Genomic DNA, 25,449 nt, shown 5'->3' with positions numbered 1-25,449 from the left:
AGAAATGTAACAAATAACTAGAGCAAGGAGAAGTCGAAAGCCTTATTTATAAAGGATTTGATGCGTTTGTTCGTAGTAAGCGAACCTAATTAACAATTTGTAATATATTAAGCTTGAACGGCAGTGTATAAACATAACCTGTAGGGACTTACAGACAGGCAAAAGTAAGCGAAAGTACTGATTAAGCAACTTTTCGCTTTTCTCATAAAAAAGTGAAAATTTCTCAGAATTATCCCCTATCCTTATAAAAGGTTCCTTTAAAGGAGCAAGTGGTAGGGGCAGTAACTTGAAAAGTGCTTTTGACATTTGTCTGTTATTGACCCCGGTAAGCTGATTCAAAGTTTGAATTGGCGTACTTACCGAAATACCAGTTTTTAAGCAAAAAACCTCTCAAACCAAACAAAGTTAGGAGATTGAGTTAATGTTAGACGCATTCGCCAAAGTTGTTTCTCAGGCAGATGCCAAGGGTGAATTCCTCAGCGCTTCTCAGCTGGATGCTTTAACCGGCTTAGTTCGCGATGGAAACAAGCGCTTGGATGTCGTTAACCGCATCACCAGCAACGGTTCCACAATTGTTGCCAACGCCGCTCGCGCTCTGTTTGCCGAACAACCTCAGCTAATTGCTCCTGGTGGCAACGCTTACACCAACCGTCGCATGGCTGCTTGCTTGCGCGACATGGAAATCATTTTGCGTTACGTAACTTATGCAATCTTGGCTGGTGACTCCAGCGTGCTAGACGATCGCTGCCTGAATGGCCTGCGCGAAACCTACCAAGCTCTCGGTACCCCCGGTTCTTCCGTAGCTGTTGGCGTTTCCAAGATGAAAGAAGCCGCAGTTGCGATCGCTAACGACCCCAGCGGGATCAGCCAAGGCGATTGCAGCTCTCTGATTTCTGAAGTAGCCAGCTACTTCGATCGCGCCGCATCTGCCGTAGCTTAATAACTGTTGAGTCCTGAGTAGGGATTTTATCCCGCACTCAAACTACTCAAACCGCGATTTTTCGCACGCTAGTCAGGAAACTTTGCAAAGCATTCTGGAGATAACCAAAACATGAAGACCCCCATCACTGAAGCGATCGCCGCAGCCGATACTCAAGGCCGTTTTCTGAGCAACACCGAACTGCAATCCGCTCGCGGTCGCTTTGAACGCGCCGGTGCCAGCATGGAAGCAGCTCGCGCCCTGACCAACAACGCTCAAAAGCTGATCGATGGTGCAGCTAACGCTGTGTACCAAAAATTCCCCTACACCACCCAAATGCAGGGTGCCAACTTTGCCTCCACCCCCGAAGGCAAATCCAAGTGTTCTCGCGACATCGGCTACTACGTGCGTATGGTGACCTACTGTCTGGTTGCCGGTGGCACAGGCCCAATGGACGAGTTCTTGGTTGCTGGCTTGAGCGAAATCAACGCAGCTTTCGATCTATCTCCCAGCTGGTACGTTGAAGCCCTCAAGTACATCAAAGGCAATCACGGTCTGAGCGGCCAAGCTGCTAACGAAGCTAACACCTACATCGACTACGCGATCAATGCTCTGAGCTAATCGATCGCTATGGCCCGGAGGGGTATGCAGGTGCAGGTTATAGAACTCGCAGTTGCTTATTTCTCCGGGCATTGTTGTATTTAAGAGAAGCTGTGTTTGTTGGGAGAAATTTAAAGTGGCGATAACAGCAGCAGCATCCCGCTTGGGAACCGCAGCTTATGGTGAAGCAGCAAGGGTAGAACTAAGACCATACGCAACCAAGGAAGATATCGAGAATGTAATCCGCGCCACGTACCGTCAGGTTCTGGGCAATGATTATTTGATGGCTTCCGAACGTCTGGTTAGTGCCGAATCGCTTCTGCGAGATGGAAATCTGACAGTCAAAGAGTTTGTACGCGCAGTAGCTAAATCGGAGCTATACAAAACCAAGTTTTTCTACAACAGTTTTCAAACCCGGTTGATAGAACTGAACTACAAACATCTACTGGGACGTGCCCCTTATGACGAATCAGAGGTAGTTTATCACCTCGATTTGTACGAGAACAAGGGTTACAACGCTGAAATTGACTCCTACATCGACTCTCAGGAGTATCAAGCCAACTTCGGCGACAACATTGTTCCCTACTATCGCAGCTTTGAGTATCAAGCTGGGCAAAGAAGCGTAGGTTTCACGCGGATGTTCCGCTTGTACCGGGGTTATGCTAACAGCGATCGCGCTCAAGTAGAAGGCAGTAACTCTCGCCTCGCCACCGACTTGGCGCAGAATCTCGCTTCCTCGATTATCAAGCCTTCTGGTAGCGATGACACCTGGTCTTACTACCGCGCATCCAGTGATGTTGCTCCCCGTAACTGCTTAGGCGGTTCTTACGGCGAAAGTGGCCGCGTTTACAGAATAGAAGTAGCCGGTATTCGTCAGCCGGGATATCCCGGCGTCCGCCGCAGCAGCACCGCTTTCTTGGTGCCTTACGAAAATCTGTCTAACAAAATGCAACAGATTCTGCGTACAGGCGGCAAAATCGTAAGCGTCAACCCAGCCTAAGAATTTTAGATTTTAGATTTTGGATTTTGGATTGAAATTAAATCTAAAATCTCAGATTGGAAATCTGAAATTAAAATCACAGGAGGTTTAAATAATGCTTGGTCAAACCGCCATTGGTAGCGCTGCAAACACGCCTTCTGGTAGCCGTGTTTTTCGTTACGAAGTTGTTGGCTTACGCCAAAACGAAGAAAACGACAAAAATAACTACGCTATTCGCCGCAGCGGCAGCGTATTTGTCACCGTTCCATACAGCCGCATGAATGAAGAAATGCGGCGCATTACTCGTCTTGGCGGCCAAATCGTCAGCATTCAGCCCTGGGGCGCTGAAGAAGCAAGTGCAGCATCCGGCGAATCAGAATAACTGAGCAACTTTTTGCACTCTTATCATGCAGGAGTCCAATCCAGAGGCAGATGGCGAAACAGAAGTTTCTCCGTCGCTAACGGTAGAACAGGCGATCGCCAATCTCACCCACGAAGATGTGAGTCTCCGCTACTATGCCGCTTGGTGGCTGGGAAAATTCCAGATCGATACACCAGCAGCAGTGAACGCCCTGATCGCAGCTTTAGACGATGAGGCTGATCGAACAGAGTTAGGAGGCTACCCGCTACGGCGCAATGCCGCACGGGCGCTGGGAAAAATTGGAGATATTAAGGCTGTACCTGCCCTAATTGAGTGTTTGGATGGCTCCGACTTCTATGTACGAGAAGCAGCTGCTCAGTCGCTGGGTATGCTGGGCGATCCAGCTTGTATTCCAGTGCTGAAGCAGCTGCTATTTGGTGGAATAGCAGCTGCTGTAGAAGTACCGGGGATGCCCCATTTAGCACAACCCTACGAAGCTGTAATGGAAGCCTTGGGAACGCTCCAGGCAACTGAAGCCATTCCCCTGATTAAACCCTTCCTGGAACACCCAGTAGAGCGAGTGCAGTACTCCGCCACCAGGGCTATGTACCAGCTGACCAAAGACTCAGTATATGCAGAAAGCCTAGTTAAAGCTTTGGCCGGAAAAGATATTCAATTGCGCCGGGTGGCTTTGTCTGACCTTGGTGCTATAGGCTATTTACCGGCTGCTAATGCGATCGCCCAATCGGCAGTAGAAAATAGCTTTAAGCTCATAGCTCTCAAAGGCTTACTCGAACATCAACTTGAGCCTTTCAAACCTGAATCGCTCAACGACGAGGCCATCAAAGTCATGAACCTGATGGATACCCTCTTGTAGAAAGGGGCTAGTGCGTCGGGGCTTGGGGAAAGAGCAGGTGAAGCAATGACTAATAACCTTATTCAGGCAGTAGAACAAGCGGATACCCCCGGAACTCTGATCGCAGCAGTACGCGCTTTAGCAGATGCCCGTTTAGAAGCTGGAATTCCTACCCTAATCGCCGCTTTGGGCTACAACAACCCAGGCGCAGCATTACTAGCCGTTGAAGGGCTAGTTCAAATCGGAGTATCGGCAGTCGAGCCCTTACTAGAAAAACTGGATGGGTACAACTACGGCGCGAGGGCTTATGCCATACGCGCCTTAGCCGCGATCGCAGATCCGCTTGCACTAGAAGTCTTGAACACAGCAGCTCTAAACGACTTTGCCCCCAGCGTCCGCCGTGCTGCCGCCAAAGGACTGGGAAACCTCCACTGGCACAAACTTTCCCCAGAACAGATTCAATCCGCCCAAGAAAAAGCTTTTGACACGCTTCGACAAGTCTCCCAGGACTCAGACTGGTCGATTCGCTATGCAGCCATTGTAGGCTTGCAATTACTGGCTAAAGAGCCCTCAGTCAAACCGCACATCCAAACCCACTTACAGCAAATGTTAGCAGCGGAAAGCGATCGAGCAGTTCGCGCGAGAGTTCAATTAGCAACTGTCAGTACTTAGTCGTTAGTAGCGATTAAAGGCAATTAACAACTAATAACTAACAACCATCAACTTACGACAGCCAACTTACATCTACTTAAAAAATGCCAATTCCACTCTTGGAAATTACACCAAGCACACAAAATCAGCGCGTAGAAGGCTACGAAGTTCCTGATGAAGACGACGCCATTAATTATCGGTTAACCAATACTTCATCAGAGTATGAAGTTAACGAAATAATCTGGGCTGCCTATCGCCAAATCTTCAGCGAACAATTGATTCTCAAAAGCAACCGCCAACTCTCCTTAGAATCCTTATTGAGGAATCGCTCTATTTCAGTGCGAGAGTTTGTGCGGGGCCTCGGCAAATCTGAAGTATATCGGCAACTTGTAGCTGAAACCAACTCCAACTACCGCTTAGTTGACATCACTTTCAAACGCTTTCTCGGACGCGCAACTTACAATAAAGATGAGGAAATTTCCTGGTCAATTGTGATAGCAACCAAGGGATTGCATGGTTTTATCGACACCATTGTTGATAGCGAGGAATATGTCCAAAACTTTGGAGATGACCTCATACCCTATCAACGCCGTCGATTCAACGAAAGACCCTTCAATTTAGTAAATCCCCGTTACACCGAGTATTGGCGCAGTCGCTTACTTGAAATTGAAGGCCGCAGCTATTATCAAGTAAAGATCTACGGTACAGGGTCACCAGAAAAACAAGTTGCTCGTAAAGGCATTCCCGAGAACTTCCTGGCAATGGCCCGGAGCATCGTTACCCCTCAAGTTAATTATCAGCGGTACAAAGACCGGGCAATCAATCAAACCAGTCGCGCCGATATTCCAGATATGACTCGTCAGGGAAGCACTGTTAAACCAGGTGTGAGTCGCACGGAAGTTGCCCTTCCTTATCGCTATGTTTCCACAGATCCCAAAGCATAGCGCTAATACCGATTAGCAGATCGAAACTAAAAACTCAAACCTCAAAACTGCTTATGTCCATACCTTTGCTTACATACAAACCCTCCTCGCAGAACCAGCGAGTAGCGGGTTACGAAGTGCCCAACGAAGAAACACCCAGAATCTATCGCATAGAAGACTGCCTAGACGATAGCGATATCCAAGAATTAATCTGGGCGGGCTACCGTCAAATTCTCAGCGAACACGAAATCCTCAAATCTTTTCGTCAAATTGCTTTGGAATCTCAGGTAAAAAATCGGGCTATTACCGTGCGGGACTTCATCCGTGGTTTGGCGAAGACTGAGGCATTTTACCGTTTAGTTGTGGAAACAAACTCCAACTATCGTGTCGTCGAACTTTGCCTCAAACGCATCCTGGGTCGTGCCCCATATAACAAGGATGAAGAGATTGCCTGGTCAATTAAAATCGCTACCAGTGGTTTATGCGGCTTCGTTGACGCCTTGATCGATAGCGAAGAGTATCAGAGCAATTTTGGCGACAACACGGTGCCTTATCAGCGCCGTCGCTACAAAGACCGCCCCTTTAACTTGGTGACGCCTCGTTACGGCAACTACTGGCGCGACAAACAGGAAGACGAACGCTACAAGTGGGGCGATGTGCGTAACTTCCTTGATTTGGCACGCTCTCTTCAAATCAAAACCGTTACCCAAAATCTGAACGTTTCAACGGCTAATATCAAAATTCCCGACACGACAAGGGATAATAAGCCTGAAGGGATTCCGGTGTCGATTAACTCAAGCACGAGTTTTCCGCAACGCCGGTAAGGGAATTTCAAATTCAAGATCTCAGATTTAAAGTTGAATTTTTCAATCTGCAATCTGAAGTTTACGATCTGAAGTTGCCTTTTTGACCAACGTATTTAGTTTTCAACCACATTAGGAGGCTTTTGCATGGCACTATCGTTGCTTACATATAAACCTTCATCCCAAAACCAGCGCGTTAAAAGCTTTGGCGTAGCGGATCTAAATGAAGATACGCCTTATATCTATCGCGTAGAAGATGCTTCTTCTCCCTACGAGATTAGGGAACTGATTTGGGCAGGTTATCGCCAAGTATTCAGCGAACATGAAATCCTCAAGTTCAACCGTCAAATTGCGGTGGAAACTCGTCTCGCCAATCGGTCTATCACAGTGCGCGACTTCATTCGGGAACTGGCGAAGTCAGAGGCATTTTATCGTTTAGTTGTCTCGGTCAATAATAATTATCGACTGGTACAAATCTGCCTCAAGCGTTTTTTGGGTCGTACTTCTTACAACAAAGACGAAGAAATCGCTTGGTCAATTGTGATTGCGACCAAGGGCTTTAGCGGCTTTGTGGATGCACTGGTTGATAGCGATGAGTATACCGCAGCGTTTGGCGATTTCACTGTACCCTACCAACGCAAGCGGATGGAGGCGCGTCCGTTCAATTTGGTCACCCCCCGCTACGGGGAGGACTTCCAAGAATCAGCTGGTACTGTCAAAACTGATTGGCGCTTTGCGTTGGAGAAGTTCTACAGCCGCAAAGAACAGGAACGGAAATTGCCCGAAGGCGACCCCCGCAAGTTCAGCGGTATGGCGGCTACGGCCAATACCAAGCGCAATTACGCGCAACGCCTGTCTGCGTTTGACATCGATTACCTGAATAAGGTGCCCAAGCGCCGCTAAGGTTCTGGCTTGGTTTATCTAAATCACTTTTTGCTTTAAAGACTGGGTTTAGTTTCCGCTTACTAATGACTGGCTCGCGCGATCGCGTTTGTTGGTTCTTGAGCTAGGCGGAAATTAGGCCCAGTCATTGTAGTTATAGTGTGTTTTCTAAATTTCTTTAAAACTATAGGTAGGGGCTAGAGGAAGAAGTGGCGTGTTTCAAGGGTTTGGTGGAATTAAGAACGTCCTAACTGACTTTCATCGGTCGCTATACTAGACCTAGCCGTCAAGCATTTTTGACTGTTTGGGGGAGCAACCGCCACCATATTTGGTTTGTTTTCTGTTTATGAAAGATAGCAAAAAAATGATTATTGCTATCTCTCAGAATTAATTAGGGCTACTAGACGTATCGATCGAGTCTTTTTGACCGTTTGGGGGCGCAACGACTACACCTCTATCTGCGGCGCGTTGCTCTCGTTTTTTGCGCTCGGCTTTGACGGTATCTTCCATCATTAACCGCGCTTGGGCCATTTTATCTAGATTGCTGCGGTAGAGTTCTAAATCTTTTTGCAGTTTGTCCTCTGGTAAGTGCAAAGCCGCACCGATCTTTTTGAGCGCCTCAGCCAACTGTTTGGTGTCTTTAACTATGGTAGAGTCTGCCACTTCTAGGAGGGTGAACAAACCGATCGCAAACAAGCGGCTGTACTTAAAGTTCGGGTTGTTGGCTATAGCTTGTAGCGTTGGTCGCAAATCCCCGGAATTGCTAAACTCAGACCCTTGACTGAGAATTTCGACAATTTCCTGAGAATTTCGACTTTTTGCCCATTCCTCCAACCATTGTGCATCCTGCTTGTACCTTTGCGGGTCATTTTCTACCGCTTTGCAGAGGGTGTCAAAAATAGGGTCTTTATCCGCTTCTGGTCGATAGCCTTGCATAAAGCGGTCAAAGGAAGCCACAACTCCTAAAGCGTAGATAGGGTCGTAGCGAAAATCGATATTGACCGACAGCAAGTGCATTTCTACCATCAATTCTTCGACCACTCGCCGGTAAATAGTGTTGATGGGACGAGTGTGAAGGTTGTAGAAAGTTCGCTTAGTATCTGAAACAGTGCGGACGTTATTCACGGAAAGCATTTTTAAGGATGATTTAACTTTATTGTCTCGTTTAAGTGTAAGTTTGCCAAGCCGATCGCAGAAAGAATGGGCCGCGTGATTTAGCGGATCTAGGTTGCGATCGGGTAGAATGCAGGATTGCCATCTGGTTTTTAAGACAACCGATGTATTTTATTTCCAGAGCCACAGAAAAATCATGTATTCTCCTGAATTAATTGCTCTAGCTCGCTACATGGCTGGTGAGTTTGACAATAGAGACCAAGCGATCGACTCTCCGGCTTGGTACGTGCATCTACGCCTTTGGCAGCGACCTGTACCTTTGTTTTTGTCAGACAGCCTCACCCTGTTTGCGGAGCAAGCCAACTATCTTTACCCGGACAAAGCTTATCGCCAGCGCATCATGCGGCTACAGCACAGCAACGACTCGCGATCTTCCATCCAGGTACAGTACTACGCAATCGAAGATCCATCTTCTATGATAGGTGCTGGTCGCAACCCAGAGTTACTGAAAACGCTGAGCAGCGATCGCATAGAACTGCTACCGGGTTGCACTCTTAGCGTTACCCAAGGCCCGATCGCTCAGAGCGCTTACCACTTTCAAGCGTCTTTACCACCAAACGCTCGTTGCTGCTTCAACTATCGGGACGAAACTTACCAGGTTTCTCTCGGATTTGAGGCTACTCCTGAGCAATTCCTCAGTTATGACAAAGGAATCGAACCGGAAACAGGCATTGCTCTGTGGGGAGCTATTATAGGCCCTTACCGCTTCAGTAAGCGTCAAGACTTTTCTGCCGAACTGCCTTGATGAAGCCTGCTAAAACAAAGGGTTCTTTTTCTTTACCTCCTCCAAGCGCTTCACCCTAGCTTAAGACGCCATGCTGTTGCGGGGAACACCCTCAAGAGCATCATCTTCCGTTTCAAAAATTTCAAACACCGAGTCCATCATCGTAACTTCAAACACCAGTCTTGCTTCTGGATGCACGTTACAAATGCGGAAACTCCCTTTCACTTTGTCAGCATCTCGCATTCCTGCGACCAATGAAGTCAGACCGGAACTGTCGATAAAATTAACCTGACCGAGATTCACGACCACATGACGGCTGAGTTTGGAAATACACTCCTGCAACTTGAGGCGAAATTGCCATGCCGTCGTGATATCTAAGCGCCCTGTAGGCGTCAAGACGATAACAGTAGTGCCGTCTTGGAGCTGGTGTGTTTTTTGCTCGATATGGATCACTGCCTCTCCCCTTTAAATCGTAACTTTTTACAGCTTTTGCACATAGCCTCAACCCGATCGACCGTCATCCAAACACAGGCAATACATACATCAGGCGAAACCAGATATGAAGCTTTTGACACTCTGCGATCTAAAGATACGCAGATTAACCCACAAGGGATTAATATCTGACCTTAGCGTAGCAGTCGTGCTAGTACGCACGACCGCGTAACTTTCCCGCAGTCCGCAGGTAGGGTCAAAACCATAGACCTGTTTGTGAGTATTTTACCAGAAAGCACGGATATTTCAAAGCGCGTCAGCCCCTCGTGTTGCTTTGACCCAGAAAGTAGTGGGATAAAACTTCACAGGATTTCTGTAAATTTTATGCAGCACCAGTCCACTTAGCCCAATCTTGGGGCTTTAAGAAAATTTCATATAACTGGGCTTCTGGTGTATTGGGTTCCGGTTGATACCCGTATTCCCAGCGCACCAAGGGCGGTAAAGACATCAGGATCGACTCGGTGCGTCCGTTTGTCTGGAGTCCAAAGATTGTACCCCGATCGTAAACGAGGTTGAACTCCACATAACGACCCCGGCGATAGAGTTGGAAATTGCGTTGGCGATCGCCATACTCTATCCCTTGGCGTCGCTCTACAATCGGCACGTAAGCAGGTAAAAATGCGCGACCGCAATCGTTGATAAACCCAAACAAATCTTCCCAGCTGCGCGGCTCTATATTACTGAGGGCGGCACTGTAAACTGCCGCTGGCCCATTGGCATCCGGCCCCTTATACAATTGGCCTTGCCCATCTTGGTAATCAAAAAATAGTCCGCCGACGCCCCGCGTTTCCTGCCGGTGTTTTAAATAAAAATACTCATCGCACCAGCGTTTAAACGTAGGATAGTATTCCGAATGGTGGGCATCGCAGGCTTGCTTGAAAGTTTTGTGGAAATGGGCAGCATCCTCTGCAAACGGATAGTAGGGCGTCAAGTCAGCGCCCCCGCCAAACCACCAAACTGGCCCAGCTTCAAAGTAGCGATAGTTAAGGTGTACCGTTGGCACATAAGGATTGCGGGGATGCAACACCATCGAAGTGCCGGTCGCGTAAAAGCGGTGTCCAGCCGCTTCGGGGCGTTGCGCCAGAATTGAGGGCGGCAGATGGTCGCCCCAAACCTCCGAGAAGTTGACGCCGCCCTGCTCAAACACAGCCCCATCGCGCATCACGCGAGAACGACCGCCGCCCCCTTCTTTTCGTTCCCAGGAGTCTTCTGTGAAAGTAGCAATGCCATCCAGCCGTTGCAGATCTTGACAAATTTCGTCCTGCAACTGTTGCATAAACTGGGTGACCCGACGCTTTGAGTCAGATGGAGGCATCGTTTTATTGGTTGTTGCCTCAAAAGTTGAAAAAGCCGTCATAATCTCAAAAAAGCAATTTAATTTAGTTCAACCGAACAGTGGTTTAATTGTCCCAGAGTCTTTAGATTAACTCGAATTGGGTCTGAGCGGCGTGTCTGACCATGAGAGAGTGGCTTGTCGATGGTCAAGCTTCAGTTTGGTCTTATAACGATCGCAGCATTGTCCATCTTCTGGCGTGTCCAATTTTATCCAAAAAAATGGCGACTAGAAATCCGCTCTCTGTATCATTAACCATAACTGTTGTAGGTATAGCAAGATCTAAAGGCTGCCTTGGAAACTATAGCAACCGATGAAAGTCAGTTTAGGACGTTCTTAATTCCACCAAACCCTTGAGGAAGAGTCCCTTCTTCCCCTAGCCCCTAGTCCCTAGCCCCTAGTCCCTAGCTATAGCAGCGGGAGGAGCGTAATAATGCCCAATTTTTCCTCCAAATCCACCGATCGTCCTCAAAGGCGTTGGTGGCTCTTTTCTCTAGCTTGTACATATCAAGCCCTCAGTTCGGCTTCGGTGGACGCCCTATGGCAAAAAGTGACAGATTTAGCTGATGTTTCCTGGCATCCCCTGCTGGCAAGCACCAATGTTCCCAAGGGGTTAGTTGCCAAACCTGGCTTGATTTATCAGGCTGTAACGCGATCGATTCCTATTCCGATTCGCATTTTCGTCGAGCAAGTAAGGCCCAGGGAATTGTTGACGGTGCGAATTCTCACTTTACCGGGGCTGGAGGAAAGAGTGACTTACAAAGTTCAGTCTACCGTCTGCGGGACTGAGATTTCCTATTCCATTACGCTGCGAGGGTGGTTGTCGCCCCTGATCTGGTCGCTGATCCGACCGAGTGCGGCGCGGGTTGCGGCCCAATTAGCTCACGCAGCCGAACAAAACCCCTTATGAAGGGCATTCGGGAAATTTCAGATTTCAGATCTAAAATCTAAAATTTCTCACTCCCTAACTTTGTTAAACGCAGACCGACTAAAGTTAAGATTTGATAACAGTTAATTATGAAATCGCCCCTCACAGCTAGGGGAAAAAATACAATGTCTGACATTCTCGATGCCAGCTCGGTTTTAGAAGTATTGCGCCCGGTGCAAGACCCCGAACTCCGCAAGAGCTTGGTGGAATTGAACATGATTCGCAACCTCAAGATTGAGGACGGCAATGTCAGTTTTACTTTGGTGCTGACAACGCCTGCCTGTCCTTTACGCGAGTTTATCGTCGAGGATTGCCAGAAAGCAGTCCGCCAGCTGCCTGGGGTGAAAGATGTGGCGATCGCAGTTACCGCCGAAACACCGCAGCAAAAAGGAGTGGCCGATCGCACCGGAATTGCCGGTGTTAAAAATATTGTGGCTGTTTCCAGTGGCAAGGGCGGCGTGGGAAAAAGTACTGTTGCTGTTAATGTGGCGGTGGCTTTGGCTCAATCGGGCGCTAAAGTGGGCTTGATCGACGCGGATATCTACGGCCCTAACGCACCGATGATGCTGGGACTGGCAGATGCCAAGGTGATAGTGCAACAAACTGCTCAAGGAGAAATTTTGGAGCCAGCTTTTAATCATGGTGTAAAGTTGGTTTCGATGGGATTTTTGATTGGCAAAGACCAACCCGTGATTTGGCGAGGCCCGATGCTCAATGGCATTATCCGCCAGTTTTTGTATCAGGTGCGGTGGGGCGAACTGGATTACTTGATTGTGGATATGCCTCCCGGTACTGGCGATGCTCAGCTAACCTTGATTCAGGCTGTGCCGATGGCGGGTGCAGTGATCGTGACGACGCCCCAAAATGTGGCTTTGCTGGATTCTCGTAAGGGCTTAAAAATGTTCCAGCAGTTGGGAGTGCCGGTTTTGGGAATTGTGGAAAATATGAGCTATTTCATTCCACCAGATATGCCCGATCGGCAATACGATATTTTTGGGTCTGGCGGAGGCGAGAAAACGGCGGCTGAGTTGGGTGTGCCGTTGCTGGGGTGCGTGCCTCTGGAAATATCCTTACGCCAAGGAGGCGATCGCGGTTTACCCATCGTAGTCGCCGAACCGGATTGTGCCTCAGCGAAAGCCCTGAATGCGATCGCCCAGCGGATCGCCGGTAAAGTTTCTGTAGCTGCTTTAGCCTGATAGCTAATCGGTAATTGAGGAATTGCAGATTAAACAATTGCATTTCAATCTAAAATCTAAAATCTAAAATTACCCATTACCCATTACCCATTACCTATGTTGAATTTCCTGAAACCCCTGCGCTGGAAATCTTGGTTTATATCCTGGCAACAAGTAGACTGGTGGCTTTTTGCAATGCCTGTAGGACTCAGCTTTTTTGGCGGTCTGGTGATTCGCAGTGCAGAATTAAATCTGCCAGTGACTGACTGGTGGCAGCACTGGATTGTTGGTAGTATTGGTCTTGGACTGGCACTTTTCCTAGCCCGCTGCCGCTACGAAAATTTGCTCCAGTGGCACTGGATCATCTATGGTTTAACCAACTTTTTTTTGATTGCGGTAATGGCGATCGGCTATAGCGCCAAAGGGGCTCAGCGATGGATTAGTATCGGCGGCTTCAATTTTCAACCCTCTGAATTTGCTAAGTTAGGTTTGATTATTACCCTGGCCGCACTCCTACACTCTAAAGGGGCTTCGACGATTCCATCCTTCGCCAGAGCTTTGGCAATCACAGCAGTTCCCTGGCTCTTAATATTTATACAGCCTGACTTGGGTACGTCTTTGGTGTTTGGTGCTATTACGGTAGGGATGCTTTACTGGGCCAATACAAATCCAGGCTGGTTGATACTGTTGGTTTCTCCAGTGGTTGCCGCAATTGTGTTCAACTTGTATTTACCGGCGTGGTTCGCTTGGACAGCAGTTATGAGCTTAATTGCTTTTAGCACTCTGCCTTGGCGCTGGTGGGGTGCGGCAGGAGCGATCGCAATCAACCTTGTCGGAGGGCAAATAGGGCACATCTTTTGGGGCTTATTAAAGGAATATCAAAAAAACCGACTGATTTTGTTCCTGAACCCAGAGAAAGACCCATTGGGAGGAGGATACCACCTGATCCAATCTCGCATTGCGATCGGTGCCGGACAGATGTGGGGCAAAGGTCTTACTCAGGGAACTCAAACTCAGCTGCACTTTATTCCAGAACAGCACACCGACTTCATCTTCTCAGCTATTGGCGAAGAACTGGGCTTTGTGGGCTGTATTGTGGTGATGATAGCCTTCTGGTTAGTCTGTCTGCGCTTAATAATTATTGCTGAGAATGCCAAAGACAATTTTGGCTCCTTATTGGCGATCGGCGTCCTAGCCATGATCGTGTTTCAGGTAATTATTAACATAGGCATGACCATTGGCTTAGCACCAGTAACGGGGATTCCCCTACCTTGGATAAGTTACGGTCGTTCCGCGATGCTCACCAATTTTATTTCCATAGGACTGGTAGAATCGGTGGCAAATTATCGACAGGTACGCAGGTTTTAATAGGTTTGGGTTTCATTTGCAATTAACGCAGCTATTAAAATCAACGCTTAATACTAAATAAAAGCGGATAGTCGCCAACAGGCAAGTTCGCTTACAAGCAGATCGAGAGAGGAGAAAATCATGATTTTGCCAGGTTCAGCAGTTCGCGTGAAGAATATAGGCGATACTTACTACGGTTATCAAGGGCTAGTTCAACGGGTTAGCGATGGTAAAGCAGCAGTCCTTTTTGAAGGCGGAAATTGGGATAAATTGGTAACTTTCCGCCTGTCAGAAATCGAATTGGTAGACGCCACTGCTGGACGCAAAAAAAAGTAAGTGATATCGTTTCCGGTTGGGGCAGAGGGGCAGAGGGGCAGAGGGGCAGAGGGGAAAAGCGAACAATTCCGACGCAGACAGATTTGATATGAAAAGGTAATTGGTAAGTTTAGATTTCAAATTTAATATTTTAGATTTAAAATAGAAGTATTTTAAATTTACAATCTTAAATTTGAAATTTGAAATTACCCACAATTATGCGTCTTCCTCTCCCACAATTTGCAGCCAGTCAGCGCCACCCCAACCACTTTGCTGAAGTAATAGAAACGGCAACGACAGAGTTTTTAGCACAATGTCTAGAGCCAGATACTCTCAGCTTTCCAGCCATGCCGCCTTTTGGCAGTTGGGTAAGGTCGGTAGATGAAGAATCGAGCAATCAAATCTACGCTGTGGTTTATCATGCCACTACTATGCCGATCGACTCCATCCATCGAGCGCGAGCTTTAGGCATGACATTAGAGGAGTTGCGAGAGGAACAACCTCAAATTTTTGCCATGCTCAAAACTGAGTTTCGGTCTGCAATTGTGGGGTATAAACCACCATCGCGGGGAACGCCAGTCATTTACCAGCACCTACCACCGCGACCCCCTCAGATTCACCAAAGCGTTTACAGGTGCGAACCGCAAGAAATAATTAATTTTAGCGAACAGTTAGATTTTATGCGGACGCTGTTGCAGGTGAATGGAGCGGCTGTGGATGCGCTATGTGCAGCTGCGATGAGGGAGATTTATCAACTCAGAAAAGCCGATCGCACTTGGTTAGTTAACGCCGGACGAAATTTGAGTGTGTTGCTCAGAGATGACTACGATCGCTTAAGAGTAATTTTAAGTCAAATCCACCCTTAGAGAGTTTTTAATTTTGAGGAATAAGGTTTGAGTTAATAAAGTTGTCTTAATTTAAAGTCAACTTTCAACATTTATAAATCTCTCTCTGCTGTTTAGCTATGGAATCAGCCTTAGAAACTCTTCACGAGCCGATCGTTCCCTTCGCTATTCTGCTGGTGGTTATTTTAACCGTACCCGCCCTCTTCGAGCGACTGCGATTGCCGGGATTAGTCGGTTTGCTAGTAGCGGGAGTAGTACTCGGCCCTAACGCGCTGAATGTACTTCAGAAAGAAATGCCGACGATGAAGCTGCTATCAGATATTGGATTAGTTTATCTGATGTTTGTGGCAGGGCTAGAAATTGACATGGCATTATTCCGCAAAACCAAGCATCGCTCGGCTGGTTTTGGCACTTTTACTTTTCTGGTTCCCCTGATTGTAGGAACGATCGTGGGGCGTATTTTTGGCTTTGGCTGGAACGCTTCCATTTTGATTGGCTCTTTGTTTGCCTCTCATACCCTCTTGGCTTATCCTATAGTCAGTCGTTTAGGGGTGGTGGGAAACGAAGCCGTCACCGTCACTATTGGCGCGACGATTTTCACCGATATTGGCTCTCTACTCGTTTTAGCAGTTTGTATCGGCATTAATAAGGGGAACTTCACCATTGTCAGTCTCATTACCCTGTTGGGTTCGTTGATTGTCTACTCTGCGATCGTGTTGTTTGGCTTTGATTGGGCGGGAAGACAATTTTTTCGCCGCACAGGGGACGATGAGGGCAATCAGTTCTTGTTCGTACTCCTGGCGGTTTTTCTGGCAGCGTTGGGAGCTCAGCTGATCGGAGTAGAAAAAATTGTTGGTGCTTTTTTGGCTGGTTTGGCAGTGAATGATGCCGTGGGCGAAGGGCCGGTAAAAGAAAAAGTTATTTTTGTTGGTAGTGTCCTATTCATTCCCATCTTTTTTGTGGATATGGGATTGCTGATAGATATCCCAAGTTTTATTAAAAGTCTGGGATCGATTTGGCTGACAGTAGCGATTGTGGCGGGTTTGATTGGCAGTAAATTTTTGGCGGCTTTGTTTGCCAAACTGGTTTATCGCTACAACTGGCAGGAAATGCTGACGATGTGGTCGCTGTCGCTGCCGCAAGTGGCGGCAACTTTAGCGGCGACGTTGGTGGGTTATAAGGCTGGGTTGCTGACTGAAGCGGTATTGAATAGCGTTCTTGTGTTGATGCTGGTGACGGCAACTCTGGGGCCATTGATTACCAGTCGGGTTGCTGTGGGGCTAACTGTACCGGAAACCAATTTGGATGCTGGCTTAAACGCTCTTGATGAGGAATTTGTAAGTCCAACGCGATCGGGTTTTACTGTAGTGGTTCCGGTTTATAATCCTCAGACCCAGCGATATTTAATTGAAATGGCAGCTTTGTTGGCACGCCATGAGGGCGGTCGGATTGTGCCGTTGGCGATCGCTCTGGCTCACGCTCACATGGATGCCCCAGAACTAGAATTAGCTCAGCAGCAGGGTGATATACTGCTGGAAAAGGCAGCGCAACTGAGTCTAGAACTGGGTTTGGAGGCAGAACCCTTACTGCGAATTGACGATAGCGTCGCCCAAGGAATTAGCCGTGCGAGTCGCGAACAAAATGCCAGTCTCATTGTGATAGGTTGGGGTAAAAGAACTGGGTTTCGGGCTCGCTTGTTTGGCAACCTGATTGATAGCGTGCTTTGGGCGGCTCATTGTCGGGTGGCGGTGATGCGCCTGCTCAATTCGCCGATGCAAATAGGGCGCATTTTGGTTCCGATTGAAAATTTAACAGCGCAGGCGGTGCTACCTGTGCGGTTTGCACAAATTCTAGCTGAGGCGAATCAGGCACAGGTGACGCTGTTACATATATGCGATCGCAGAATCACAGCGAGCCGACGCGCTTGGAACCAGTCTCAGCTGACTCTACTCGCCTCAAAATGGGTGCCTCAAAATAACTTTGAAATTCAAATCACTCCCCACGATGATGTGGTAAAAGCAATACTGAATACTGCGAAATCCTCCGATCTGGTTATCCTGCGCTCAAAACGACTGCGAACAGCTGGTGGATTGGTCATTAGTGATGTGACGACTCAGCTGGTACAGCAACTAACTTGCTCTTTAGTGATGCTGGGTGAACCTCAACGGACACTTACTGGCATTTCTTTCCCAGAGTCGTCCAGTACAAATGCTGCTGGTATTTCAAGTTAATTTTTAGTCATTTCATTGGTCAACCAATTTTGGATTGCGCCCCAAAAGAGAGGATCTCATTAATTTAGAGTAATTATGCGGCTTCTCGATCGTTAAATCAAGGCAGCGATCGCGGCAGGAGTTGGGTTATAGTTGGCCCCCTTCTTCCAGGGTTTCAATTACTGAAAAACAAATGTAAGAACCCGCCACTAACAGAAACGCTGAAACCAAGTAAGCAACGGCCAGCATCTGAAGTCCAGCTCCAAAGGAAATGTAGGTAGTCATGAATCGGCCTCCTTAGCCTTGTTCTTTATCTATTATTCCCTCATCGCTGCGATTTTTATCTACTGATTTCTAGTGATTTTTAATCTGCCAATAGGCGGAGACTACAGTTTAACATCACATTTTGGTATCAAGTCCGTACATTTTCCTCTCAATCAGAAGAGATTGGTGACTGGGTGCAGTGATATGTAGTTTCCTTTGGATAAGAGGATTTTGGATTGATAAATCTCCGCTGCCCCTCTGCCCCCCTGCCCCTCTCCCCCTCTGCCCTAGACTGAATAAGCTCTGGGGCACGGTTTCTGTAGCAGCGTGCCATCTGCATTTATACTAAAATCTTCCCCTGGGATAAAACCCTTGGCAATTAACCGTTTATAAGTATTTACTGACATTATTCTTCTGATTTCGTATGTAATATCAACAGGAAGGAGACTTTCTACAGCCCATAAAAATAACTCTCCGTCAAACCAGATCAAACGCTCAAGACTGACGATTAATAGACCAGCTACTTCCTCAAGCGTCATTTGGCTGCTGAGATTGGCGATTATATCTAAAGCAATCTGCCTATTACGGGTCATTATGCCCATAGTCACTTTGGCGATTTCTCGTTCTAAGTCTAATTGGTTCATCTTGGCCACCTCGGTTTGTTGCTGCCAGCGATCGATCGGCTCTTGCGAAACCGAAAGGCTGTTTTGCCAAGTATACCCAAAGGTGGATATTAATATATCTTTTGATGGATGCAAAATACGGATTTGTTGTGGGTCACAGCAATACCACTGCTTCTTTAGGCGTAACCTCTTGATTTCAAGCGGAATAAAAAATAAATGTTGTATAGTACAATAAAAACATAATTTTGTCAAATAAGAGTAAGAGCGTCAGGTTTGAACTTACCAATCTTTTAGGCTTGACAAAATTGTTACAGCGGTTTTCAGTTGTATGAAGTACACAAGAGAAACCCGGTTTCTTAAAGAAACCGGGTTTCGCGTACCTACGCACCTGACAAGGGCTGTAATCGGGCTGCAAGCCCATTCGCTTTTAGCGGTGGGAGTGTCAATCCGTATTAGAATAGACCAAACAGTTGCTGGATTAGTTGGGGAGGCAACAACAATGAAAGCTTTACCTGTGTTCGATCGCGTTCTTAAAGATTTACAAGACCATGAAAACTCAACGCGCATTAAAAAGCTGATCTTTGGTGCGTGTCAGAATACTTGGGAAAATGACATCAATAAGTTGCAAACTTTTAGTTTCCAAGATTTGTTGCGACAGTTAATGGAATCAAACCCAACTATAGAGCAATTGAAACTAACTTTAAATAAAGTTGTACAAACTCTTAATAAACCAGGAGAATATGGTTTGATAGCCAATGTAATTATTAGTAACGTCAGTAAGCTATACCCAGATGTTCGAGAATCAACACAAGTAGTATCCAGCGGTTCTGCATCGACTCCAACGCCTGTAAAATTAACTACCGAACAGCTACCGATTCCTCAACAAAAATCCCAGGCAAATCCATTAAATCCACCTTACGATCCATTTGCCCTGCGGATGGAAATTATCAAGTATACAAACCCGTTGAGAGCGAAGGTACTTATATTTTCTACGCTTTATCAACAGACGAGTTTCAGCGAACAAGATTTAATCACACTTAGGGCACACGAATTTGACGATTTACTCCGAAAACTGTATATGTACTGCGATACAGTTATCGAACTTGATGCTAGGCTAAGTAGCACTGCTAGATGTCTGTTTGAGCAAGAGGAAAATTCTCAAGCTGCTAGTGCAATTATCCAGGCAATGAAACCGTATTATGCCAATCGCCAACCGGGAATGTATAAACGTCAGACATCTGATGGAAATTCGGCAGAACCAACAGAAATGATGATCGAAAGCGATCGCGCGATCGTCGCAAAAAATCACAATAATTTAAGCGATGGAGATGATAGTACGCACCAAGTACACGGTTTAAAATAGAAAATTAGGATAATTAATCGGTAAACTATATGGATGCTAATGAACTTAAAAAGCGATACGCCGCCGGAGAAACAAATTTTAGCGGTGTAAACTTAACTGGAGTACATCTACTTGGTGCAGATTTAATTGGTATATCTCTACCTAAAGCAGATCTGCATGGTGCAACCCTAATTTTTGCATATTTAAATCGGGCAAACCTGATTAAAGCAAATTTAGTTGGTACAAAGTTGTGCGGTGCTAACTTAAACCAGGCTAACCTGAATTCTGCCAATTTACACAATGCAGACTTGCACGGTGCGACTTTACAAAATGCAGATTTGCGCGGTACAGATCTGACCTTAGCATATCTGCTAGATGCTAATTTAATTAGTGCGGATTTGCGGGGTGCAAATCTGAGTGGTGCTAACCTAACTGGTGCTTGCTTGCGAGGTGCAAATCTGCGTGAAGAAGCGAGAGTTTACACTGCGAGTATGCGGGGTGCCATCCTGCGTAAAGCTGACTTGCGGGGTGCCAATCTCACTGGTGTAGATTTGGCTAAAGTTAACTTGAGTGGTGCTAATTTGAGCGAGACAACTTTACGGGAGGCAGATTTAAGCGGTGCTGATTTGTCCTATGCCAATCTTAGCGGTGCTTTCCTGAGTGATGCAAATCTGTGTGAAGTAAATTTGCGCGGTGCTAATATGACTAATGTCAAATTGGAACGGGCAAAATTAATTGAAGCGGAGATGACAGGTGTAAATTTGCGCGGTTCGTTGTTAGCTGATGCTAAGTTGAATAAGGCGCAAATGAGTCGGGCGAATCTTAGTGGCTCAAGGTTGGTTAGAGCTGATTTAAGTCGGGCAAATTTGACTGAAGCTAACTTGAGTGATTCGGATTTGATTGAGGCATACTTAGCTAGAACAAATTTTAGTAATGCAAATTTGAGTAATGCAAATTTTACTAGGGCTGAATTGAGTAGTGCATATATGGCTGGCGCAAATTTGAGCGGTGCAACGATGCCTGATGGAACTATTTCTAATTAGGAATGGGGCGAGATACGTATTAGCGTTAAACTTTAACTAGCTGGAGAGCGATCGAAATGGCTGACTCAGAACTGGACTTAGCGTCCCTGGTTGCGAGAATTGAAGAGTTGGAACAGCAGCAAGGCGTTATAAAGCAAGATTTGTCAAAGCTTAAACGTGAGTTAGATAATTTGACAGAACAATTTAATAAGCGACCTGAATTAAAGCCGGTGGAAAGTTTGCGGCGGGAGATTTCGGAGTTGCAACAGGGGAGATCCACCATTGACGCGCCCCATGTTACCCAAAGTAGCGAGGCGGTTGAGCCTGAGCGTGTTGACGAAATCGACAGGATAAATCGGGCGCTAGAAGATATCGATCGAAAACTGCGGGAAAAACAGTCAAAAAAGCCACCGCTCCTTGAATCTAGCTCATTGGTGACACCCCCTGTTGTTAGTTCTACCGAGGTTGTGAATGCTGAATCTACAAGTGAAGAGGTTGTTGTCAGTATTGTCAATACTGATGATGTCGAACTTGTTCAAGATGAGAATACTGTTGATTCTGCCGAAGAAAGTCAGGAATCGGCTATCAGCGCTGAGGAATTTTTGAAGCGGTATAAAGAGGGAGAAAAATATTTCACAGATATTAATCTAGCTGGAGCAAACCTGAGTGGACAATCCCTGATTAGTGTCAACCTAAATGGGGCAAACCTGCAACGGGCAAATATGAGCGGGACAGACCTGAGCCAAGCAGAGTTAATAGAAGTCAACTTAAGTGGTGCCAACTTAACCAAGGCAAAATTGACGAATACAAAACTCCTTGATGCCAATCTGAGTGAAGCAACCTTGAGGGAGGCAAGCCTGAATTATGCCAACTTAACTGGGGCTAACCTAAGTGGAGCAATCCTAAGTGGGGCACAATTAAACAGCGCTAACTTAACTACGGCAAATCTAGGTGGAGCAAACCTAACTCAGGCACAATTAAACAACGCTAACTTAGCTGCGGCCAACCTAAATGGAGCAAACTTAAGCAGTGCTAGCATACAGGGCTCTAACCTGACTGGCGCAGATTTGCGTAAAGCGAAGCTAACCCAAGCAAACCTATCACGAGCAAATCTAACCGGCGCTAACCTGACAGGGGTAAGTTTGATTGGTGTGAATTTTTACCAAGCAAGCCTGAGTGGACAAAACTTGAGCGGTCTTAATCTCTGCGGGGCTATCCTTTCGAGCAGCAACTTGAGTGGAGCAGACCTAACTTCAGCAGATTTTCGTGGGGCAAACTTGGAGGGAGCAAACTTAGAAAAAGCTAACTTAAAAGAAGCAAAACTGACTGGAGCAAACCTGCAAAATGCAAAGTTCACTGGTGTAATAATGCCTGATGGCAAAACTTACGAGGAAATCCTTCAGGAGATACACCTGCAGCGCACCACCCAAAAAGAGTTGTAACGATTTTTGGGGAAAAAGGCGAGCTTCAAAAATAGCAGCAAAAATCTGATAATGTAAGACGCATGGAACTGCATCACCTCAGCATAATAGAGCAAATACCCCGATCGGATTGGGAGAAAACTCCAGCCAGCGTCAAAAAAATGGTGGAGGTAATGGCGCAGCGCATAATTATATTGTTGCGCTTCAGCGATCTTAAAGAGCGCTAAAGCGCAACAACGTACCAAATTTATTATGGCAAAAACACCCTGGGCGGTGGTGGTGTTTCATCCAGACGCAGAGGCACAAAATACCTGCTGAAAACGGTGCTGTTGGGTTTCCAACCGGGATGCCAATAGACATCCTGAATCACTGCTTTAGCATCATCATTATCTTCAGGCCATTGGAAACTAACTAAAGCGATATTGCTGTAACCTACAACTTCCTCACCTTCTTGAACCCACCGATTGCGCCACAGTAAGGAAACAATTTTTTCCCAAGTACTATGACGATCGTCTTCTGAAAACTCTTGTGGTTTTTTCCAAACAATTTCCTTTGCTTTCTGTCTTTTTATCCATTCCGTGCGATACTGCCAATCAGGTAGAGAGTTAGTATCTTTAACAAAGATTTCCCAAGCTATCTTATCGTTACCACGGGCGTAGTTAATTTGCCGTACAGTTGGCTTTTTAGGTGAAACTTCCACATCCAGCATCTTCACCGTATCATATATAACTTGCATCTCAATTAGTTGGGGTGGATTGTTCCATCCTGCCCAATCTTGTGGTTTTTCCAGTGCAATGGATTTAGCTTTTGTGTGGATAAAATGCGTTGCCATCTCGGCATTTTTGAAGGCGCTTGAAGTTAGCTGTGCCAGTACGTGCGCTGAGGCAGGCGAATTGCGATCGGCTTCTGATTCGCCAAAATGATAATTAGACCAATAGCTGAGGCGAACAGCGCATCCGTAGTGGATATCGCCGGAAAGTACCACTATGCGATCGCGCTGTTTAAACAGTTCCGCCAGCAGCATAGAAAACCCAACCTCGTGAAAATTCCACGAGTCACCCGCATCGCTACCGAAAACATTACCTCGCTCTAAATCCCAACGTTGAATTGTATCAATAATCGATAAACTCACCAAATTTGTCGGCACAACCACCAGCGTTATTTCGATATGAGAATTGGTCGTTTCTTTCAGCGGTTGCTGAAGCTGTTTTTCAAAAGCTGTGTGACTTAGTAACATTGGCGGTTCAGTTGTTTTTTCTTTTGGATAACCCCGCCAAGTTCGCGTATCTAGCACAATCACTTCGTGCTTAAAGCTTTTGACAGTATAGTGCCAGTCTAAAGCTTTGGTTTCATCGGGATAATCTCGATTTAAAATAAGACTATCTTCGTCTTCTTGTAGCTTAGGTAAATTCGTTTCATAATCTAACTGAGGAATTCCCAAGTATTTGGAAATATTAGACCAGGCAAAATCATCATTTCCTCCAGAAATTGACCATTTTTTAGCATCCTCTAATAACTTTTCTCCTGACTGCCCATTTTGGAACTGTTCCGGCGTATTTCCCCAAGCTTGAAACACAGCATATGCCAGCAGCGCATTTTGCACGGTACGTTTGCCAAGCGGCTTGCTGAATACGCGGTTACACCATTCTCGATTTAGATAGCAGTCATCGCTGACATCATGATCGTCGCAAATCATATAACTTGGGATATTAGCAAGCAATCGCCTAATTTTAGACAAATCTCGACGGAATCCTTCAAGAACCAACGCTTCTTTATACCACAACTTCGCCGACTGAGAATCTTTTTGAACAGCTTGGTTTTCGGGTAAGCGATTCGGCCAAAGTATAGGCGACCACACAAACAAATACATTGCCAAATATTCGCCTAAACCAAACAAGTGACTTTTAGCCTTCTCCGGTTTATTGACAAGCATTGCTGTAAAACCGCCGCAATCTCTAGCAAGTTCGCTGCGTTGACCTGGCTTCAACTCACTGGGATTCATGTATTGATAACCCAGAGTTGGATGTCTCTTAATCGGCAGCTTTTCTTGCCAACCCAGCAGCGTGTCGCCTGCATCTATCAGCATCCACAGTAGCGGGTCTGCAACATCGTCACCGTAGATTTGATCTCCTGTAAAAAATAGTTGCTGCGGTCTAGAGTTTGGCTGATTCGCATATTGTAAAATTAGGTCATCTAATATTGTGAGCGCATCCAGTCCGCCGCCGTGTGGTTTGCGACAAGAACCATGTACAATTCGCAGATGATTTAAGTCATCTGGCGGCATCGCAAAAGTAGGCAGTTGATGCTCGAAATAGCTAATTGTGACGTTAGGAAAAGAGCCTTCTGAACGCAGGGCTTTTAGAAGATTGCAGTTGCCAAAATCCATGTCGTAAGCATAGATTTGCCCTGGTTCCAGTCGCAATCCTGAGTTTGAGGTATTTGCCTTGGCTGTCACGGCGACGACATGAAGATATTTGCCCAGCTGGACTGTGGCGCGGGAACCGATTAATATAAGCCGATCGATGATGGTTTCACCATTGTCTGTGGAGTAAATCCTGAGCGTGACTTCCCCCGGTTCTTTCAAAGCTACCCAAACGGTCACAGCATCCGGTTCTGTTCGCCGCAAGATTGGGCCAGCTAGAATCAGGGGTAAGCGATCGATGCGATCGCATAAGGGCGTCCATGACATTTAATCTATCTCCCAGCTTCACCACCAAGCAGCCTCATTTTTAAGCTGACTCTAATATATTGACCTATAGATAGCTGATTGTGTAGGTTTTTTCAGCTAGCTTCGTGCTTGCGAGAGGGAGAGGGTTTTAAAACAGATTCTTCGTTGCTCAAAGCTCACACTCTATTTTTCAGCCCTAAGACGCATGAATTTTTATTTTGGAGATAACAATCTGGAATTAGTTTATAATATACGCGGTAAATTTGAAACTGCTAATGAAAAGTTTGCTAATTGTTTATTCCTATTAGCCATTAGCAACTCAACCAACGGTTTATGCCAGTGCGAAGTGTAGTAAGGAAAATCTATTTATGCCATATCAACAAATTGAAGAGTTACCAGACTCGGTAAAAAATCACTTACCCAAACACGCCCAAGAAATTTTTCTAGCGGCCTTTAATAATGGTACTGAAGAGTACGACGAGGAAGAAACTGCTTTTAAAGTTGCCTGGGGTGCCGTAAAGTACAAATATGAAAAAGGCGAGGATGGGAACTGGCACAAGAAACCGCAGTAATCGGGTATACTGAAAAAAAAC

General features: G+C 46.3%; 27 protein-coding genes. 21 read left to right on the top strand and 6 right to left on the bottom strand.

Annotated features, from left to right (window positions below; all coding sequences use genetic code 11):
* The first annotated feature begins 421 nt into the window (after positions 1 to 421).
* The 9 genes from LAY41_RS08360 to LAY41_RS08320 all read left to right on the top strand — a co-directional run bounded on the left by LAY41_RS08360 (position 422) and on the right by LAY41_RS08320 (position 6,995).
* Positions 422 to 940: a phycocyanin subunit beta gene (locus LAY41_RS08360; protein ID WP_249096260.1), complete on the top strand. Its 519-nt coding sequence runs from the start codon at positions 422 to 424 to the stop codon at positions 938 to 940.
* Positions 941 to 1,051: 111 nt separating this feature from the next.
* Positions 1,052 to 1,540 carry a phycocyanin subunit alpha gene (gene cpcA, locus LAY41_RS08355; protein ID WP_249096259.1) on the top strand — a complete coding sequence of 163 codons (489 nt, stop codon included), beginning with the start codon at positions 1,052 to 1,054 and terminating at the stop codon, positions 1,538 to 1,540.
* Between the two features lie 115 nt (positions 1,541 to 1,655).
* Entirely contained in the window at positions 1,656 to 2,519 is an 864-nt protein-coding gene (locus LAY41_RS08350) for a phycobilisome rod-core linker polypeptide (RefSeq protein ID WP_249096258.1), read from the top strand.
* 94 nt (positions 2,520 to 2,613) lie between these two features.
* The gene (locus tag LAY41_RS08345) at positions 2,614 to 2,880 is read left to right on the top strand and encodes a phycobilisome linker polypeptide (RefSeq protein ID WP_249096257.1); all 267 of its coding nucleotides are present in this window, start codon (positions 2,614 to 2,616) and stop codon (positions 2,878 to 2,880) included.
* 25 nt (positions 2,881 to 2,905) lie between these two features.
* On the top strand, positions 2,906 to 3,736 hold the full coding sequence (locus LAY41_RS08340; protein WP_249096256.1) for a HEAT repeat domain-containing protein: 831 nt from the start codon (positions 2,906 to 2,908) through the stop codon (positions 3,734 to 3,736).
* A 45-nt stretch (positions 3,737 to 3,781) separates the two neighbouring features.
* Entirely contained in the window at positions 3,782 to 4,387 is a 606-nt protein-coding gene (locus LAY41_RS08335) for a HEAT repeat domain-containing protein (RefSeq protein ID WP_249096255.1), read from the top strand.
* An 83-nt stretch (positions 4,388 to 4,470) separates the two neighbouring features.
* Positions 4,471 to 5,310 carry a phycobilisome rod-core linker polypeptide gene (locus tag LAY41_RS08330; protein ID WP_249096252.1) on the top strand — a complete coding sequence of 280 codons (840 nt, stop codon included), beginning with the start codon at positions 4,471 to 4,473 and terminating at the stop codon, positions 5,308 to 5,310.
* A gap of 53 nt (positions 5,311 to 5,363) precedes the next feature.
* Positions 5,364 to 6,113 carry a phycobilisome rod-core linker polypeptide gene (locus LAY41_RS08325; protein ID WP_249096250.1) on the top strand — a complete coding sequence of 250 codons (750 nt, stop codon included), beginning with the start codon at positions 5,364 to 5,366 and terminating at the stop codon, positions 6,111 to 6,113.
* 126 nt (positions 6,114 to 6,239) lie between these two features.
* Entirely contained in the window at positions 6,240 to 6,995 is a 756-nt protein-coding gene (locus LAY41_RS08320) for a phycobilisome rod-core linker polypeptide (protein WP_249096247.1), read from the top strand.
* 366 nt (positions 6,996 to 7,361) lie between these two features.
* On the opposite strand, the gene psb29 is transcribed toward LAY41_RS08320, so the two are convergent.
* Entirely contained in the window at positions 7,362 to 8,099 is a 738-nt protein-coding gene (psb29, locus tag LAY41_RS08315) for a photosystem II biogenesis protein Psp29 (RefSeq protein WP_249096246.1), read from the bottom strand.
* A gap of 184 nt (positions 8,100 to 8,283) precedes the next feature.
* Between psb29 and LAY41_RS08310 the strand changes: the two genes are divergently transcribed.
* The gene (locus tag LAY41_RS08310; protein ID WP_275973986.1) at positions 8,284 to 8,892 is read left to right on the top strand and encodes a chromophore lyase CpcT/CpeT; all 609 of its coding nucleotides are present in this window, start codon (positions 8,284 to 8,286) and stop codon (positions 8,890 to 8,892) included.
* Between the two features lie 60 nt (positions 8,893 to 8,952).
* Here LAY41_RS08310 and LAY41_RS08305 read toward each other — a convergent pair whose 3' ends face one another.
* Entirely contained in the window at positions 8,953 to 9,324 is a 372-nt protein-coding gene (locus LAY41_RS08305) for an STAS domain-containing protein (protein ID WP_249096245.1), read from the bottom strand.
* A 361-nt stretch (positions 9,325 to 9,685) separates the two neighbouring features.
* Entirely contained in the window at positions 9,686 to 10,720 is a 1,035-nt protein-coding gene (hemF, locus tag LAY41_RS08300) for an oxygen-dependent coproporphyrinogen oxidase (protein WP_249096244.1), read from the bottom strand.
* Positions 10,721 to 11,129: 409 nt separating this feature from the next.
* On the opposite strand from hemF, the gene LAY41_RS08295 reads away from it, so the two are divergent.
* The 6 genes from LAY41_RS08295 to LAY41_RS08270 all read left to right on the top strand — a co-directional run bounded on the left by LAY41_RS08295 (position 11,130) and on the right by LAY41_RS08270 (position 17,537).
* Positions 11,130 to 11,606, top strand: a complete 477-nt coding sequence (locus LAY41_RS08295) for an SRPBCC family protein (protein ID WP_249096242.1) — start codon at positions 11,130 to 11,132, stop codon at positions 11,604 to 11,606.
* A gap of 143 nt (positions 11,607 to 11,749) precedes the next feature.
* Complete coding sequence (locus LAY41_RS08290) at positions 11,750 to 12,820, top strand: Mrp/NBP35 family ATP-binding protein (RefSeq protein ID WP_249096240.1); 1,071 nt, start codon at positions 11,750 to 11,752, stop codon at positions 12,818 to 12,820.
* Positions 12,821 to 12,916: 96 nt separating this feature from the next.
* The gene (gene rodA / locus LAY41_RS08285; protein WP_249096232.1) at positions 12,917 to 14,167 is read left to right on the top strand and encodes a rod shape-determining protein RodA; all 1,251 of its coding nucleotides are present in this window, start codon (positions 12,917 to 12,919) and stop codon (positions 14,165 to 14,167) included.
* Between the two features lie 120 nt (positions 14,168 to 14,287).
* Positions 14,288 to 14,482 carry an NAD(P)H dehydrogenase subunit NdhS gene (locus LAY41_RS08280; protein ID WP_249096229.1) on the top strand — a complete coding sequence of 65 codons (195 nt, stop codon included), beginning with the start codon at positions 14,288 to 14,290 and terminating at the stop codon, positions 14,480 to 14,482.
* 197 nt (positions 14,483 to 14,679) lie between these two features.
* Entirely contained in the window at positions 14,680 to 15,327 is a 648-nt protein-coding gene (locus LAY41_RS08275; protein WP_249071501.1) for a hypothetical protein, read from the top strand.
* Positions 15,328 to 15,425: 98 nt separating this feature from the next.
* Positions 15,426 to 17,537, top strand: coding sequence for a cation:proton antiporter domain-containing protein (locus tag LAY41_RS08270; protein ID WP_249096227.1), 2,112 nt, complete (start codon positions 15,426 to 15,428; stop codon positions 17,535 to 17,537).
* A gap of 126 nt (positions 17,538 to 17,663) precedes the next feature.
* On the opposite strand, the gene LAY41_RS08265 is transcribed toward LAY41_RS08270, so the two are convergent.
* Positions 17,664 to 17,801, bottom strand: coding sequence for a hypothetical protein (locus LAY41_RS08265; protein WP_249096225.1), 138 nt, complete (start codon positions 17,799 to 17,801; stop codon positions 17,664 to 17,666).
* A 266-nt stretch (positions 17,802 to 18,067) separates the two neighbouring features.
* A complete protein-coding gene (locus tag LAY41_RS08260; RefSeq protein WP_249096222.1) occupies positions 18,068 to 18,538 on the bottom strand; it encodes a hypothetical protein in 471 nt (156 codons plus the stop codon).
* A 193-nt stretch (positions 18,539 to 18,731) separates the two neighbouring features.
* Here LAY41_RS08260 and LAY41_RS08255 point away from each other — a divergent pair, with 193 nt between their 5' ends.
* The 4 genes from LAY41_RS08255 (at position 18,732) to LAY41_RS08240 (ending at position 22,415) form a co-directional block, all read left to right on the top strand.
* Entirely contained in the window at positions 18,732 to 19,766 is a 1,035-nt protein-coding gene (locus LAY41_RS08255; RefSeq protein ID WP_249096220.1) for a hypothetical protein, read from the top strand.
* A gap of 29 nt (positions 19,767 to 19,795) precedes the next feature.
* Entirely contained in the window at positions 19,796 to 20,788 is a 993-nt protein-coding gene (locus LAY41_RS08250; protein ID WP_249096217.1) for a pentapeptide repeat-containing protein, read from the top strand.
* Positions 20,789 to 20,844: 56 nt separating this feature from the next.
* Entirely contained in the window at positions 20,845 to 22,209 is a 1,365-nt protein-coding gene (locus tag LAY41_RS08245) for a pentapeptide repeat-containing protein (RefSeq protein WP_249096216.1), read from the top strand.
* A gap of 62 nt (positions 22,210 to 22,271) precedes the next feature.
* Entirely contained in the window at positions 22,272 to 22,415 is a 144-nt protein-coding gene (locus LAY41_RS08240; protein WP_249096207.1) for a hypothetical protein, read from the top strand.
* Positions 22,416 to 22,438: 23 nt separating this feature from the next.
* On the opposite strand, the gene LAY41_RS08235 is transcribed toward LAY41_RS08240, so the two are convergent.
* Entirely contained in the window at positions 22,439 to 24,877 is a 2,439-nt protein-coding gene (locus tag LAY41_RS08235) for a metallophosphoesterase family protein (RefSeq protein WP_249096204.1), read from the bottom strand.
* A gap of 347 nt (positions 24,878 to 25,224) precedes the next feature.
* Here LAY41_RS08235 and LAY41_RS08230 point away from each other — a divergent pair, with 347 nt between their 5' ends.
* On the top strand, positions 25,225 to 25,428 hold the full coding sequence (locus tag LAY41_RS08230) for a ChaB family protein (RefSeq protein ID WP_249096202.1): 204 nt from the start codon (positions 25,225 to 25,227) through the stop codon (positions 25,426 to 25,428).
* The last annotated feature ends 21 nt before the right edge of the window (positions 25,429 to 25,449 follow it).

This window comes from Argonema galeatum A003/A1 (genome assembly GCF_023333595.1).
Lineage (GTDB): Bacteria > Cyanobacteriota > Cyanobacteriia > Cyanobacteriales > Aerosakkonemataceae > Argonema > Argonema galeatum.
Note: the sequence above shows the minus strand (reverse complement) of the source record. Positions and strands in the feature narration are given on the sequence as shown.

Bases quoted from the DNA above. Each gene is read 5' to 3' on its own strand.
- LAY41_RS08360 (WP_249096260.1), top strand. From the start codon at position 422: ATGTTAGACGCATTCGCCAAAGTTGTTTCTCAGGCAGATGCCAAGGGT.
- cpcA (WP_249096259.1), top strand. From the start codon at position 1,052: ATGAAGACCCCCATCACTGAAGCGATCGCCGCAGCCGATACTCAAGGC.
- LAY41_RS08345 (WP_249096257.1), top strand. From the start codon at position 2,614: ATGCTTGGTCAAACCGCCATTGGTAGCGCTGCAAACACGCCTTCTGGT.
- LAY41_RS08340 (WP_249096256.1), top strand. From the start codon at position 2,906: ATGCAGGAGTCCAATCCAGAGGCAGATGGCGAAACAGAAGTTTCTCCG.
- LAY41_RS08335 (WP_249096255.1), top strand. From the start codon at position 3,782: ATGACTAATAACCTTATTCAGGCAGTAGAACAAGCGGATACCCCCGGA.
- LAY41_RS08330 (WP_249096252.1), top strand. From the start codon at position 4,471: ATGCCAATTCCACTCTTGGAAATTACACCAAGCACACAAAATCAGCGC.
- LAY41_RS08325 (WP_249096250.1), top strand. From the start codon at position 5,364: ATGTCCATACCTTTGCTTACATACAAACCCTCCTCGCAGAACCAGCGA.
- LAY41_RS08320 (WP_249096247.1), top strand. From the start codon at position 6,240: ATGGCACTATCGTTGCTTACATATAAACCTTCATCCCAAAACCAGCGC.
- LAY41_RS08310 (WP_275973986.1), top strand. From the start codon at position 8,284: ATGTATTCTCCTGAATTAATTGCTCTAGCTCGCTACATGGCTGGTGAG.
- hemF (WP_249096244.1), bottom strand. From the start codon at position 10,720: ATGACGGCTTTTTCAACTTTTGAGGCAACAACCAATAAAACGATGCCT.
- LAY41_RS08295 (WP_249096242.1), top strand. From the start codon at position 11,130: ATGCCCAATTTTTCCTCCAAATCCACCGATCGTCCTCAAAGGCGTTGG.
- LAY41_RS08290 (WP_249096240.1), top strand. From the start codon at position 11,750: ATGTCTGACATTCTCGATGCCAGCTCGGTTTTAGAAGTATTGCGCCCG.
- rodA (WP_249096232.1), top strand. From the start codon at position 12,917: ATGTTGAATTTCCTGAAACCCCTGCGCTGGAAATCTTGGTTTATATCC.
- LAY41_RS08280 (WP_249096229.1), top strand. From the start codon at position 14,288: ATGATTTTGCCAGGTTCAGCAGTTCGCGTGAAGAATATAGGCGATACT.
- LAY41_RS08275 (WP_249071501.1), top strand. From the start codon at position 14,680: ATGCGTCTTCCTCTCCCACAATTTGCAGCCAGTCAGCGCCACCCCAAC.
- LAY41_RS08270 (WP_249096227.1), top strand. From the start codon at position 15,426: ATGGAATCAGCCTTAGAAACTCTTCACGAGCCGATCGTTCCCTTCGCT.
- LAY41_RS08265 (WP_249096225.1), bottom strand. From the start codon at position 17,801: ATGACTACCTACATTTCCTTTGGAGCTGGACTTCAGATGCTGGCCGTT.
- LAY41_RS08255 (WP_249096220.1), top strand. From the start codon at position 18,732: ATGAAGTACACAAGAGAAACCCGGTTTCTTAAAGAAACCGGGTTTCGC.
- LAY41_RS08250 (WP_249096217.1), top strand. From the start codon at position 19,796: ATGGATGCTAATGAACTTAAAAAGCGATACGCCGCCGGAGAAACAAAT.
- LAY41_RS08245 (WP_249096216.1), top strand. From the start codon at position 20,845: ATGGCTGACTCAGAACTGGACTTAGCGTCCCTGGTTGCGAGAATTGAA.
- LAY41_RS08240 (WP_249096207.1), top strand. From the start codon at position 22,272: ATGGAACTGCATCACCTCAGCATAATAGAGCAAATACCCCGATCGGAT.
- LAY41_RS08235 (WP_249096204.1), bottom strand. From the start codon at position 24,877: ATGTCATGGACGCCCTTATGCGATCGCATCGATCGCTTACCCCTGATT.
- LAY41_RS08230 (WP_249096202.1), top strand. From the start codon at position 25,225: ATGCCATATCAACAAATTGAAGAGTTACCAGACTCGGTAAAAAATCAC.